Origin of the sequence: Shewanella aegiceratis, assembly GCF_019457495.1 — a bacterium.
GTDB lineage: Bacteria > Pseudomonadota > Gammaproteobacteria > Enterobacterales > Shewanellaceae > Shewanella > Shewanella loihica.
This window is the reverse complement of the sequence record NZ_CP080416.1, coordinates 2,463,021-2,477,563: the sequence shown is the minus strand read 5'-3', so window position 1 is coordinate 2,477,563 and position 14,543 is coordinate 2,463,021. Positions and strand designations below refer to the sequence as shown.

At 54.6% G+C, this 14,543-nt stretch carries 7 protein-coding genes; 2 read left to right on the top strand and 5 right to left on the bottom strand.

What is annotated here, in order from left to right:
- Window positions 1–2 precede the first annotated feature (2 nt).
- Entirely contained in the window at window positions 3–3,956 is a 3,954-nt protein-coding gene (locus K0H80_RS11040; protein ID WP_220071600.1) for an intermembrane phospholipid transport YdbH family protein, read from the bottom strand.
- Between the two features lie 196 nt (window positions 3,957–4,152).
- Window positions 4,153–5,007 carry a D-hexose-6-phosphate mutarotase gene (locus tag K0H80_RS11035; RefSeq protein ID WP_220071599.1) on the bottom strand — a complete coding sequence of 285 codons (855 nt, stop codon included), beginning with the start codon at window positions 5,005–5,007 and terminating at the stop codon, window positions 4,153–4,155.
- Between the two features lie 251 nt (window positions 5,008–5,258).
- Between K0H80_RS11035 and K0H80_RS11030 the strand changes: the two genes are divergently transcribed.
- On the top strand, window positions 5,259–7,049 hold the full coding sequence (locus K0H80_RS11030) for an acyl-CoA dehydrogenase C-terminal domain-containing protein (RefSeq protein WP_220071598.1): 1,791 nt from the start codon (window positions 5,259–5,261) through the stop codon (window positions 7,047–7,049).
- A 151-nt stretch (window positions 7,050–7,200) separates the two neighbouring features.
- Here the strand turns inward: K0H80_RS11030 and K0H80_RS11025 are convergent, their stop codons facing one another.
- The 3 genes from K0H80_RS11025 to K0H80_RS11015 all read right to left on the bottom strand — a co-directional run bounded on the left by K0H80_RS11025 (window position 7,201) and on the right by K0H80_RS11015 (window position 12,497).
- The gene (locus K0H80_RS11025; protein WP_220071597.1) at window positions 7,201–7,803 is read right to left on the bottom strand and encodes a DUF938 domain-containing protein; all 603 of its coding nucleotides are present in this window, start codon (window positions 7,801–7,803) and stop codon (window positions 7,201–7,203) included.
- 123 nt (window positions 7,804–7,926) lie between these two features.
- Window positions 7,927–10,005, bottom strand: coding sequence for a bifunctional 2',3'-cyclic-nucleotide 2'-phosphodiesterase/3'-nucleotidase (locus tag K0H80_RS11020; RefSeq protein ID WP_220071596.1), 2,079 nt, complete (start codon window positions 10,003–10,005; stop codon window positions 7,927–7,929).
- A gap of 311 nt (window positions 10,006–10,316) precedes the next feature.
- On the bottom strand, window positions 10,317–12,497 hold the full coding sequence (locus K0H80_RS11015; protein ID WP_220071595.1) for a M3 family metallopeptidase: 2,181 nt from the start codon (window positions 12,495–12,497) through the stop codon (window positions 10,317–10,319).
- A gap of 263 nt (window positions 12,498–12,760) precedes the next feature.
- On the opposite strand from K0H80_RS11015, the gene K0H80_RS11010 reads away from it, so the two are divergent.
- Window positions 12,761–14,476, top strand: coding sequence for a dipeptidase (locus tag K0H80_RS11010; protein ID WP_220071594.1), 1,716 nt, complete (start codon window positions 12,761–12,763; stop codon window positions 14,474–14,476).
- Window positions 14,477–14,543: the final 67 nt, after the last annotated feature.

Below are 14,543 nucleotides of genomic sequence, written 5' to 3'. Positions count from 1 at the left end.
AATTAGTTGGCCATGGCCCGCTCGATTTCAGTCTGCAGTCTATCACCGATTTGTAAACTCTTGAGTAACTGCAACATATTTTCTTCCTGAGCGTAGTTTAAATGGATAGGACGTTCAATATCTTTGGCCCGGCCTTTCACCTGAACCTTTAGCAGGGCATCGCCGTTGGGGGCCATGTCGAAACTGCTGGATAGCTGGGTGTAGTGCAGCTCCTCCAGCGCCGAAAAGGCGAAATCGAGATAGGGCTGCGACAGGCGCATCTGCAGCACGGCCGGATTGTCATCCACCTTGATGAGGCCACCGGGGGCGCGCGCCGCGAGCTGCCCATTGGTGATGCTTACCTGACCATGCTCCAGTTGCACCGGCAGCACGCCGTCGAAGATGCCGTCGGCATAGATGCCGGTTTGGGGCTGGGCGGCGAGCAGCTGCTCGAGATCCAGCCCCTGCAGTACCAGATAGGCGGAGGAGGGGGCGCCGAGGTTAAGGTTAAAGATGGGCAGTAAGATCTCGCCCCCCAAGGTGTTGGCCCTGGCATCGAGCTTGACATCGGCGCCGCTGAGCGCCAATTCAGCACCTGTTTGAGCACCGAGTGCAGCTTCCGTTTCTCCCTGGGTCAGATCTAACTCTAGCCTGGCGTGGGCGTTTATGTCGGTGATCAACACCCCTGGATTGAAGGCGGCGACCTTGAGTGACAGCGGCTCACAGGCAAGCTTTGCCGTTTGAGAGTGAGGCGCTTTGACACCATCTAACTGGCATTGGCCAATAAACTCTGCCTGCTCGAACGGCAGGGCGTTATAGCTACCCTCGCTGAGCTTAACCTCTGGGGTCAAGGCAAAGGCAAAGTCCATCTTATCGCCATGCCATTTGAGGTTATGCTGGCTGGTGAGATTGATATCGCCAATTAAGGGATTTTCCAGGCTTGCGCCCTGCATTCGAGATAAACGCTTCATCAGCTCGTTGGCATCACTTGCTAGTGTGAACTCTCCGGTAAGCAGGCTTGGCTTAAGTGAATGAGTCAGCGCAAGAAGATGCTCGCTGTAAAATGGCAGGCCATCCAGGTTCCACTCTTCTTTGGTTGTCAGCCCGTAGTGCCCACTCAAATCGCCGGCTGATTGGATCAAAATTTTTGATGGCTCAGCTACAGGCTCTGAATAGGACTTAGTGCCTGAGCTGCCTGAAGTTTGCAGGGAACCTTGCCAAAGCAGCGACTGACTCAGGCTGGCGTTAGGGAGCTTAAGCAGCGTCTTGCGGCGCAATTTATTGAGGCGAACACTCTCCTCGCTCACCTTAAGATTGGTCAGCTGGTAGTTCACCTCACTCTGCCAGGGGAAGGCTAACAGGGCATCTGGCGACAGTGATAGCGTCGACTGTGATAGTGTCACCGCTTTGTTTTCCGCTTCTGTCCCAGCCTTGGTGGCTCCTGGCGTTAGCGCTATGGTTTGGGTGGCAAGGCTTAACTCATCCAGGTTGACCCGAGTGGTTCTAACTTGAGTTGTTTTAACTTGAGTGGTTTTAACCTGAGCTTGAGCCTGTTCTTGGCCCTTTCCCTTAACGGCTTTCTGTTCGCTGGCGGCCAGCGCAATAACCTTTAAGCCGACGGGCGGGATCACCAGTGCTTGCGCATCGAGGCGCAGTGGCTGCGCGGCTTCGAGTACAAATTCACTGGCGGTAAGTTCACGCTCCAGCGGCTTTGCTGCTTTCTCTGTTTTTGAGGCGCCTGTCATTGAGGTGTCTGTTATGGAGATCTCACCCATTGAGGCCTGTGGCAGCGTCAGATGAGGGGAGCGAGTGACACTCATAAAGCTCGCTAACTCGGCCAGAAGAGGCTTACCTGGGCTAAAGGTAAAATGACCTGCGCCAAAACTCGTGCGGGTCTGTTCGCTGGTTAGCTGTGCTTTTGGCTCTTTGTTAGCCATCTCCTGCATCGCTGGCCAGCTTAGATGATGCCCATCGATCGCGACGTTTAGCCCTTGCCAATCGAGGTTTAGCTTAAGTTCTGGCCCAGTCTCGAGGCTGAGATTAAGAGGCGCCGGAATTTCTGTGGCGATTTGGCTAGCGCCCACCTTAAGGTCTCTGTGATTAAATTCGGGTTGCGCTAGGTTCAGCTCGCCCGCCAGGGTTAGATTGAGAGTGCTATTTTTTTGCGAATCATTTGTCGCATCATCTGTCGCATCTGCTTGTCTGGCATCCAGCTCGCCTTCGAGTTTCAAGTTTGCTTTAGCAAGCGTGAGGCGGTTGTCTATGTTGGTTTTATTCTTAGGCCGATCCTGACAGCCGTTGCCTGTCTCTGGATAGGGCGGCAGGATTAGGCACAGCGGCTGCTTAAGCACTGCATCAAGTTGCCAGTTGCCGGTGAGCTGCCAGGCCGAAGTTGGCTTTGACTGAGGATCTGAATCAGGATTTGAGGCTGACTTTGGCTGGCTAACGTGTTCTAGCCTAGCTTTTTCAAGCTTAGCTGCGAGCATCAGGCCTTGAGTTTCAACCTTGGCGGTGAGAACTCCTAGCTGCAAGTCTACATCTTGGAGCGAAAAATCGAGCGCATCTTCACCACTCATCTCTTGGCCAAGCTCCAGAGAGAGCTTGGTGGTTTGTTCATCGGCTGAGCGCTTGTTTGGAGCTCGCATATCTGGCGTCTGCTTATCATGTGCTTGCTCATCTAGAGACTTTTTATCATTAGACTGGGCCTTAAGTGCCGTGAGCAGGGCTGTGAGCGGCTCAGATTCGCCTGCCAGTTCTCCAAGCTGCTCCAGCGATGTGCTGCTGGTGACTAAGGTAGGCGACAGCGTCAAATGCAGATCGTTAAGGGGGCCATTCAGTCCAAGTATCATGCTCTGATTGGACTGAGCCTGATTGGACTGAGCCTGACTGGACTGAGCCTGACTGGACTGAGCCTGACTGGTCTGAGCCTGATTGGATTGTGCATGACTTGATTGAGTTTGACGGGACTGACCGATATTAGCGCTTTCTTGTTTAGCTTGCGCCTGGCCAGTCACGGCAATGCTTAGCTCTGGAGAAAGCTGCTGGCCACCTAACCGTTTTAGCTGAATCTTGAGCCCATCAAATTCATGGCTTGAATGCAGTTCGCCCTTGATAAGGTCTAATTCGCCGCGGGAGCTGAGACCGCCACTTAGGGTAAAGATTTCGGTTAAACGCTTATTAACATCATGCAGGGCCGTGACTAATGCGGGCGCCTCTGAAACGCCAGACGTCTCTGAAGCGTTAGATGCCTTTTGCCTAGCTGAAGTGTCTGGCTTTGGTTCGCTTTGGCCGGCAGAGGTGAGCGCACTAAGTTCGCCGATGAGGCGGCCAAGGGGCTCGAATTCGAGGCGACTCTCGAGTCGCCAGCGGGTCTTCTCGAGTGTCGCCGCAAGGCTCAGCAGTGGCGCCTGATAGAAGCTGAGGGCGCCGGTGAGCTGACCTTGATTATCCAGGTTAAGATAATCCAGCTTGAGGCCCAAGGGTTGCGTCTTTAAGGAGCTAGCTTGTTTGCCTAACAGGTTGAAGCTGACTTCGCCTAGGGCGATCTGCGGCAGGGCGCCCAGATTGAGGGCGCTGCTGGCGCCTGATGCTTGCTCACGACCTAAATTATCGAAATAGTCCTGGCTCAGTGACACCTCGGCGCGCCGCACCGAAAGCGAGTCTATCTGGGTGAGACCCATTGGCGCCGATAACCAGTCTTCGGCGAGTGTAAGCTGAAGATCGTCGAGTCTCACCAGATTATTATCGACCTTAAGCTGCGCCATGGGCAGCTTAAGCGCCATCAGATCGCTGGAGCTTAAGCGCAGCGCTTCTATGCTGATGCCGGCATCAGCCAGATAGGGATTGGCGAGACGTTTAACCAGGTATTCCAGTTGACTCGCCGCTAGCACAAGGAGCAGCAGCAACAGCAGTAGGGACATCGCCATGGCGCCGGCTATCCATTTTATGCTGCGGGAGGTAAAAAAGCGTCGCGACATCTGTCCCTGTCTCTGATTATTTAGCGAAAGTTGCTAGCGCTGGTTACTTAAGGTCTCAATGATTGAAACTAACCTTTCCATTTTAGCGCTCTTGCCAGTAAAACCAATGACCAATAGGAGAGAACGGCTTCGATGCATCGCTAGTTTACCTGGCTAAAGAGGGTACCTTATTAACCTGGTGCCCAGAAACTCAAGTTTAGCCCTGAGGTTGCCAGCGGATATGAGTGCTCAGGGTATGGGATTCACCCGGCGCCAGCTCGACCCTATCTTCTAATACATTAGCGGCCTCGAGGCAGACCATGGTGAGATAATCCTGGTCGTTAAAGCGCGACAGACGCTTAGACTTTTCTATCCAAGGATTCCACAGCACCGCCGATCGGCTGTTATCACGGCGCACCTCTATGATCCCCTGTGGGGTATGCAGTAGCTGGCAGTCGCCAAGCTGGGTGTAGACACGGTCGGTTTCCCGATCAAAGTGCACCTCATCTCCCTCCTGCTCGAAGGGGCCTTCGCCAAATTCGATATAGCGGGCGCCGCTAAAGCCACTGGCCTTAAGCTGATGAATATCTTCGATAGGGAGGTAGGTGTGCAGCGCCTGGGTCAGGTTGAACGGCGCATCACCCAGGTTGGTGTTGACCAGGCTGACGCTTAGGCTATCGCTTAAGGTAAAGATGAGCTCGACCCTGCTCGGATGCGCCCAGTACTGCCTGTCTTCATCGCTTACCGTCAGGCTGAATCTGAGCTCCACGACCTGATCCAGCATCTGCACCGAATCTAAATTCCATAGGCGGGTACGGGCAAAACCGTGTTGCGGCCACTGAGGGTTCTCATGCATGCCAAACCAGGGCCAGCAGACAGGGATGCCGCCACGAATGCCGCTACCCGGCTGGTAATCGTCGGCGCTAGACACCCAGAGCAGCGGGGCTTGGCCCTTAGGCTGAAACCTGTCTATCTGGGCGCCTTGCATGAAGATGCGCGCCTGACAGAGATCGGTATCGACCTCGACATATTCGAGTCCCTGGGGATGTTTTTTTACGGTTACAGAACCCATAAATGCTCCTCACGAGTTAAGCCGGGCTGGTCATTTAGCTGATGACCTAGCTTACAGAGTTTTCGCGCTAAGCTGTAGTATGACCTTGATTGTTTTTAGGCTTTTTGACGATTGAAATAAAACAGCTGAGTTTAAGGGCTGTATTTTTGAGCAGATTTGGGTAAAGTGGTCGGAGCACTATAGTTGAGCGAGCGCTAATGTCCCGGCTAGCGCCTGTTCGTTTTGGGTTTCGACAAAAGAAGGATTAAGGAATGCCAATCTATCAAGCTCCACTGCGCGACTATCAGTTTATTCTCTCCGAGCTACTTAACATCTATGGGCGCGATGACCTTCAGGGATTCGATGAGATCGACGCCGAGCTGACTGACGCCATTCTTCAAGGGGTCGCCGACTTCACCACAGAGATCATGCTGCCGCTCAACAGCCAGGGCGATACCCAGGGTTGCCAGCTGGTGGACGGTCAGGTGCGCACCCCCGAAGGCTTTAAAGATGCTTATCAACAATACGTGGATAACGGCTGGGCGACGCTCACCAGCGACCCAGAATATGGCGGTCAGGGTCTTCCCGAATGTATCGGGGTGTTTGCTACCGAGATGAAGACGGCGACCAACATGGCCTTTGCCATGTATCCAGGCTTAACCCACGGCGCCTATGCGGCGATCCATGCCCATGGCAGCGACGCCCTCAAGGCCAAGTACCTCGAGAAGCTGGTCTCGGGCGAGTGGACCGGCACCATGAACCTGACAGAGGCCCATGCGGGTACGGATCTGGCGCTGCTGCGCACCAAGGCTAAGCCGGTGGGCGAAGACACCTATGCCATCAGCGGCGAGAAGATCTTTATCTCATCTGGCGATCACGACCTGGCTGACAACATAGTGCACCTGGTGCTGGCGCGCCTGCCCGATGCGCCCGATGGCGTGAAAGGGATCTCCCTGTTTGCCGTGCCCAAATATCTGGTGAATGACGATGGCACCTTAGGTTGCCGCAACGGCGTCGAGGCCAGTGCCCTTGAGCATAAGATGGGGATCCACGGTAACTCTACCTGTGTCATGGTGTTTGACGGCGCCATCGGTGAGCTGGTGGGTGAACCCCATCAGGGGCTGAGGGCCATGTTTACCATGATGAATGAGGCCAGACTCGGCGTGGGCGTGCAGGGGCTCGGGGTCTCTGAGATCGCCTATCAAAATGCCCTGAGTTACGCCAGAGAACGTCTGCAGGGGCGCGCCTTAAGTGGCGTCAAGGCAAGCGAGTCACCGGCCGACCCGATTTTGGTTCATGGCGATGTCAGACGCATGTTGATGGCCCAGAAGGCCTTTAACCAAGGTGCTAGAGCCCTGATGGGTCAGCAGGCTCTCTGGCTCGACGAGTCCCATCGTCATCAGGATAAGGCCAAGGCGACTACCTCGGCCAAGTTAGCGGCGCTCTTTACCCCAGTGGTGAAAGGCTTCGTGACCGATCAAGGCTTTAAGGCCTGTGTCGATGCCCAGCAGGTCTATGGCGGCCATGGGTATATTCACGAGTGGGGCATGGAGCAATTTGTGCGCGATAGCCGCATCGCCATGATCTACGAAGGTACCAACGGCGTGCAGGCGCTGGACCTCGTTGGCCGTAAGCTGCTTGCGGATAAAGGCGAGGCGCTGGGGCTCTGGTCTGAGATGGTTAAGCCGTTCCTGGCTAAACATCTCGAGGATGAGGCGCTGAAACCTTCCCTGATGCCGCTGATGGAGGCCACTACAGATCTCGAGAAGGCGACCCAGTATATCGTCGCTAATGGGGTGAAAAATCCCGACATCATAGGCGCCGCTTCTATGGGTTATCTGCAGATCCTGGGTATAGTGGCTCTGGGCTGGATGTGGGCGCGCATGGCGGTCAAGGCTCATCAGGCCACGGTGGCGGGCGAAGAGGAGGCCTTCTACGCCAACAAGCTGGTGACGGCGAAATTCTACATGAGTTACTGGGCGCCTCAGACCCGGAGTATTCGCTACCAGATGGAGCGTAGCTGTGAGCTGCTGACTCAGTTACAAGACGGCGATTTCGACTAAGCCAGATTCGATTCGGCCAGATTCGATTCGGCCAGATTCGAATGGGCAAGTTAGGATTGAGTCAGATTCGATCTAGCAAGAAGGGCCGCAAGGCCCTTTTTTCATGCCCATTCACTTGCTGATTTAAAGAGTAAGCGACAGGGGGATGTCGTTATCGCATGAAATGCAGCAAACGGTTGTTGGCCGGCATCTCATGGTCGGCCTCTAGGCTTAGGCCTGCAGCCTCGGCGAGTTCAGTTATCCATTCTATGTCGCGGATGCCACTGTGGATGTTGCGATGCTTGAGCCAGATATCGAACTGGCGATTGCTGTCGCTGGTGTATTGGTTGTGGTAGTTGAAGGGGCCGTAGACGCAGAGGCTGCCAGTCTCGCTGAGGTGGCGATCAACCCCCCTGAAGAAATCGGTCACCATGGCCTCACTCATGATGTGCAGCGTATTGGCGCTGAAGATGCCGTCGACCTCTCCCTGGGCCAGGGGCCAGGGGGCGGTGACATCTAAGCTAACGGGCTTAGCGATATTATCGCCGCCTTGCAGGGCGATTCGCTTCTCGAGCGGCTCGATAAATCGCGGCTGATCGCTGGGGCACCAGGTGAGATGGGGCAGGTGCGCCGCAAAGAATACCGCGTGTTGGCCCGTGCCGCTGCCGATTTCAAGCACTCGCCGTGTGGTCCTAAAGCTCTGTTGCAGTACCGCCAGAATAGGCGCTTTGTTGTTTTCGCAGGATTGTGAAAAGGGCAGTTGGCTGAGAGACATAATGCATGTTAATTGTGGGCAGTGAGTGTCAATCTACGATATTTCAGCGCCTGTTCGCAAGCCAATAAAAAAGCGCCCGCAGGCGCTTTTGGCTATTTAGCTAAGATGCTCATTACAGAATGATCATTTCGCGACGGGTTCGCTGGTCAGATCGATGCGGTAGATGGCAAAGCCAAGGGCATCTGGCTCGGCCAGCTTTTCCATCTTGCGCAGCTGGTTGTCGCTGATGAACTTGTCGGCCTTGTCGCTGTTCTGAGTCTCGAAGCGAATATCTAGCGCCACCTGAGTGTTGATGGTCTTGAAGTCCCAGTTGTAGTCGGCTCTTGGGTCGACCATGTCATCATAACCCCCCTGATCGTTTGGCTTGGATTGCGCCGTGATATAGGCGGCCAGGGCCTCACGGTTGGTGTCTGGCAGCTCCATCACCACATACTCTGAGCCCGTACCGGCAAATTTACCGCCAAAGGCGCGGTAGTTGTTAGAGGCTACGATAAACTCCTGGGCGCTTAGCGCATCACCGGTTAACACCTCGCCCGTTGGCGTGGTGTAGGCCAGATCGACGATACGCTGGGCGTTCTCGTTGCCAGCAATAACGGCGCAGTCACGGTCAAACTTGCTAGGCTGAGTGACATCTATCTTATAGGTTACGCCGTCGATCACATCGAAGTTGTAGGTCGGATGGCCATTCCAGTTGATCAGCGACTGAGGCTCGCTCGAGCTTGGATCGATCTGATTGAACTGGTTGGCGCTACATTCGAGCCAGTCTTTCAGCTCGACACCTGTGATCTTCACCGCCACCATGGTATTAGGGTAGAGATAGAGATCGGCGGCGTTCTTAAAGGTCAGATCGCCGGCATCCACCTGCACGAACTGTGAGGCATCGGCCTCGGTGGCGTGACGCCCACCCGCCTTGAAGGGGGCCGCTGCTGAGAGGACTGGGATCCCCTGTAGCGATTCGGGTAGCTTGGCGCTCACCTGGGCAATCTGTGCATCCGAGACGATTTGTACCGTAGGATCATCTTGTACCAGAGTCAGGAAGCTATACATATCCGCCGCGGCGACCCCTATGGGCTGATCAACGAAGGTCAGGGTGCCTTGATGCTCAAGTTCGACCGCATCGTGAATATCCTTGTCGGCATCGACCAGCGCTACCTTGTTGGCGCCATCATAGATGGGACGCGCCTCGGTCTGGGCATCGGTTACCGACCAGGCGCCATCTTTGAGGGTCAGCTTAAGATCCACCACCCCTAAGTTGTCGCCCCAGCGGCCCGGCATGACGGCGGCTACGCCGTTGAGCAGACCCTTCTCCACATCGGTATTGGGCAGATCGGCATAGTTAGCGTGTGGGAAGATAGAGTGGCTATGGCCGAACATGATGGCATCGATGCCTTCGACATTGGTGAGGGCGAAGGTGGCGTTCTCGGCCATGGCATCGCCAGGGTTTTCCGTCGAGCCTATGCCAGAGTGAGGGATGGCGATGATCACATCGGCGCCCTCGGCCTTCATCTTAGGCACGAACAGCTTGGCGGTCTCTATGATGTCTTTGGCCTCGACCTTACCGGTCAGGTGCTGCTTGTCCCACAACATGATCTGTGGCGGCACGAAGCCTATGTAACCTATCTTGATGGTGTGTTCACGCCCCTGGGTGTCGATAACCACTTTTTCCTTGATCAGGTAAGGGGTAAACAGGTTGTCGCCTTTCTTGATGTCATTCCAGCAGTCATCGGCCGCGCAGTAGACGTTGGCGTTGATATAGGGGAACTCGGCGCCGCTGAGGGCCTTCTCAAGGAAATCCAGGCCATAGTTAAACTCGTGGTTGCCTATGTTGGCCACCTCATAGTCTAAGGTGTTCATCGCCTTGTAGGCTGGATGGACATCACCTTCCTTGAGGCCGATCTTGGCCATGTAGTCGCCCATTGGACTGCCCTGCAGCAGGTCACCGTTATCCACTAGCACGAAGTTAGCTGCCTCTTTACGGGCGGCGTGGATCAGGCTGGCGGTGCGCGCCAGGCCTATGGTGGGATCGACCTTAGACTGGTAGTAGTCATAGTCCATGATGTTAGTGTGCAGATCTGTGGTTTCCAGTACCCTGAGCTCCACGTTTGCCGAGGTGATCGTATCCTCATCATCATCGTTCCAGCTACAGGCGGTGAGTCCGATACTCGATGCGATAACCACGGCTAATAGTTTTTTATTAAACATATCCATCAATCTCTATTAATTATTGTTTGACCCCGAAGCCGCTGTTGATTTCAGTTGGGCTTCATTTGTGCGGCAAGGCCTTGGTCAGGCTTATTTTAGGCCTGCTTAATCCCGAGTGCCGCCTGGCGAATTATAGAGAGATGAAATGTAAAAACTGTGACAGTAAGCGACTGTTTATGTGACAGTTTGTATCGACTTGCTATGAATCGGTGAACCCTTGAGCAAGTTGCGCGGGAATTGTGCAATCTCGCGGTTTGATGGGATAAAAAAAGCACGCCGGAGCGTGCTTCTTGTCGATTGACAAATGCAGCTTACTTGGCGAGCAGGCCACGACTGCGAAGCAGCGGCTCGATGCCCGCTTCCTTACCGCGGAACTGCTTGTAGAGCAGCATAGGATCTTCGCTGCCACCTTGAGACAGTACGTTGTTTCTGAAGGCGTCGGCGGTTGCCTTGTCGAAGATACCGTTCTCTTTAAAGGCCTCGAAGGCATCGGCGCCCAGGATATCAGACCATAGGTAGCTGTAGTAACCGGCCGAGTAACCACCGGAGAAGATGTGTGAGAAGTAGGTGCTGCGATAGCGCGGCGCGATCTCCTCGATAAGGCCCATCTTGCTCAGCGAGTCGGCTTCAAACTTGGCCGCATCTTTTGGCTCGAAGTCACTCAGGGTGTGCCAGTCGAGATCCAGCTTGGTCGCCGCCATATATTCAACCGTGGCAAAGCCCTGGTTGAACTTGCTGGCCGCCTGAATTTTCTCAACCAGGGACTGAGGGATCACTTCGCCCGTCTTGTAATGCTTGGCAAACTGCGCCAATACTTCTGGTTGGGTCATCCAGTTTTCCATCACCTGTGATGGGAACTCTACATAGTCACGTGGCACAGAGGTACCGGCCTGTGAGCGATACTCGACATCTGACAACATGGCGTGCAGGGCATGACCAAATTCGTGGAACAGAGTGCTGGCCTCATCGAAGGTGAGTAGCGCCGGCTCGTCGCCTACCGGACGTGGGTAGTTGAGTACGTTCACGATAATCGGCTTAGACTCGACTCCATGCATTCTGTACTGCTTACGATAGGCGTTGGCCCAGGCGCCACCACGCTTGCTGTCGCGCACATAGTAGTCGCCCATGAAGATCGCCATCAGCGAGCCATCTTTGTCATACACTTCCCAGGTACGCACTTCGTCGTTGTACTTAGGCAGGTCGGTGCGCTCTTTAACTGTGATGCCGTAGAGACGGTTGGCGGTGTAGAACACGCCTTTCAGGGTGTTTTCCAGCGAGAAATATGGGCGGGTTTCCTGCTCGTTGAAGCTGTACTTGGCCACACGGATCTTGTCTGCATAGTACCACCAGTCCCAGGCCGCCAGCTTGAAGTTGCCGCCTTCGGCGTCGATAAGCTCCTGCATTACGGCGACTTCTGCCTTGGCTTGACCAAGGGCTGCCGGCCAGACCTTATCTAACAGACCGTAGACATTTTCAGGGGTCTTGGCGGTGCGCTCTTCCAGCACGAAGTGGGCGTGACTCTTATAGCCCATCAGCTGGGCGCGCTCGGCGCGCAGGGCCGCCATCTGAGCCAGGATCTTCTTGTTGTCGTGGGCGTTGTTATTGTTGCCACGCTCAACGTATCCCTTGTAGATCTTCTCACGCAGCTCGCGGTTGTCGGCATAGGTGAGGAAAGGGGTGATAGATGGACGCTGAGTGGTGAATACCCATTTGCCCGGATGACCCTTCTTCTCGGCTGTTTGCGCGGCGGTGTTGATCACATCCTGCGGCAGACCTTTGAGGTCGGCGGCGTTATCGATAACCAGCTCGAAGGCGTTGGTTTCGGCCAGTAGGTTATCGCCAAATTCCAGGCTCAGCTTGCCGATCTTCTCGTTCAGGGCTCTGAGTTTAACCTTGTCGGCATCGCTCAGGTTAGCGCCGCCGCGAGTGAATGACTTGTAGGTATCTTCCAGTAGCTTCTGCTGGGCGGTATTAAGCGCCAGGCTATCGCGCTGGTCATATACGGCCTTGACGCGCTTGAACAGCTGGTCGTTGAGCAGGATGTCATCACCGGCGGCAGACAACATAGGCGAGACCTCTTTAGAGATCGCCTGTAGCTGCTCGTTGGTGTCGGCACTGGTCAGGTTATAGAAGACACTGGCCACCTTAGTGGTGAGATCGCCGGCAAATTCCATGGCTTCGATGGTATTGGCGAAAGTAGGGGCCGCCGGGTTATCGATAATGGCCTGGATCTCAGCCTTGTGCTGGGCGATACCCGCCTTGAAGGCTGGCAAGTAGTGCTCTGGTTTGATCTTGTCGAAATCTGGCATACCCAGGAAGGTATCGTAGGGCTTGAAGAAGGGGTTGCTGGCGTTGTTGTCTATGATGCGCTGCGCGACCACGTTGGGTGCGACTTCCGCTTGCTGGCTGCTACCTTGCTGGGCGCTACAGCCGCCTAAGGCGATGGCGAGTGCCATGGCCGACACGATTGGCTTGAGGGTCAATCCCTTCATAGTTAAATTCCCCGATGATTGGCTTGTTTTAGGCCGCGATCTGGCGTCACGACTCGTTAAGCGGCCAAATTGACCGCGAATATCTGCGCTTAAATTGGCTTAAGCGGCGACATTAAACTGCTCATTATCAGGTTTCTGACGGTTAAATCTATCGATTTTGTGTTTTGTTTGTAACAAATGTTTTGAGTTGGCTGTTTTTGCACCCTAGATGCACATAAATGTGGCAAAATGCGTCAATTCAACGTTAAAAATGATAATAACAGATGACTCTTAAACTCTCCCTTAAAGCCGCCAGCGCCCTTAGTCTATTGCTGTGCAGCGGCTTAACTTTTGCCACGTCTCAAGCCGATTCACAGCTTAGTGCTCAAACTAGTTCTAATGCCCCTCTAAAAGCCGCGCCTAAGGTCTCGGCCCTGGCCGACCGAGTGGCTCAATATGCCCTTAATACCTATGGCGATGAGACCATCTCCGCGCTATCGACCCTGATCCCCTTTAAGACGGTGGAAACAGAGGGGATGACCCCCTTGACCCATCCCGAATTTATCGGTTTCAAGGCGCAGTTAAAGTCTTTGAGTCAGAGTTTGGGGCTGGATTATAGCGATCAAGGCTATGTGGTACTCATCGGTCTGGGGGAAGGGGAGCAGAAGCTTGGGGTGATCACCCACGGCGATGTGCAGCCTGCCGATGCCAGTTTCTGGCAGCAAGACCCCTTTACTCTGGACAGTCAGTCACAGCCAGGTTTTTTGATTGGTCGCGGCACCGAAGATGACAAGGGGCCCATAGTCACCGCCATGTATGCCATGAAGGCGATCAAGGACAAGGGCCTAGCTTTAAACAGGCGCATCGAGCTGCTGGTCTATCTGGCCGAAGAGTCGGACTGGGCGCCGCTTAAGGCCTTTTTGACCGAATTTACCCCCGCCGATATCAATATCACCATAGACGCCGAGTACCCGGTGGTGACCGCCGAGAAGGGCTGGAGTGAAATTCGCCTGACTATTCCTAAGATGCCCAAGACGGCCAAGATGCCTAAGGATGGTAAAGCCGCTTCTGGCGCGATGGCCAGCCTAGATAGTTTTTCTGGCGGCGCCTTCGACAGCCAGGTGCCCCAGCAGGCGGTGGCCAAGATCTCTGGGCTAGATAAGAAGACAATCGCTGCGCTTAAGGATAAGGCCAGCGCCCAGCAGGGGATGAAGTATCAGTTTGAGCAGACATCATCTGCGGGCCAGGTTAACGGACTGCTGACCATCACTGCCGAGGGCAAGTCGACCCACTCTTCTACGCCCGAGGCGGGGGTCAACGCCGTGACCCATCTGGCCGAGCTGTTGAAGGGGATTCATTTTGCGCGTAGCGAGTCGGCGATGACGGCGCAGTTTATCCAGCAGATGGTGGGGCTAGGGCTCTATGGCGAGCAGTTTGGCGATATCGCCTATGAAGATGATTTTATGGGGCCCATGACCCTGGCCGCAACCCTGGTGAAGCCAAATGAGCAGGGCACAGAGATAGTGCTTAACTTGAGGCGCCCCGTGGGCAAGACGCCCGAGCAGCTGGACCAAGAAACGTATCAGGCGCTGGAGAGCTGGCAGGCGCAGCAAAGTGTGTCGCTTAAGGGGATCGAGACCTATTGGGGCGAACCTAAGTCGATGGACAAGGCGCCGCATCTGCAGACCCTGCTGTCGGTATTTGGTCACTTTACCGATACGCCATCGCCAAGGCCTGTGGCCATCGGCGGCTCGACCAACAGCAAGCTGTTTCCCAACGCATTAAGTTTTGGCCCCGCCATGCCCGGCGTTGAATATACCGGCCATAGCGAGCACGAATTCATCACCAAGGCGCAGTTTATGCTCAATCTACAGATGTATACCGCCGCCTTCGTCGAGCTGGCCGTATCGACAGAGCAGCTATCCGAGCAGGCTAAGCAAGAGACTAAGCAAAAGACTAAGCAAGCGGCTAAGACCGGGGCGCAGCGCACCAGCGATTAAAGCTTGCAAAATAACCTGACTGTTTTTAAGGTAATTTAGTCTTTGTTGATAATTATCAATGACTTTT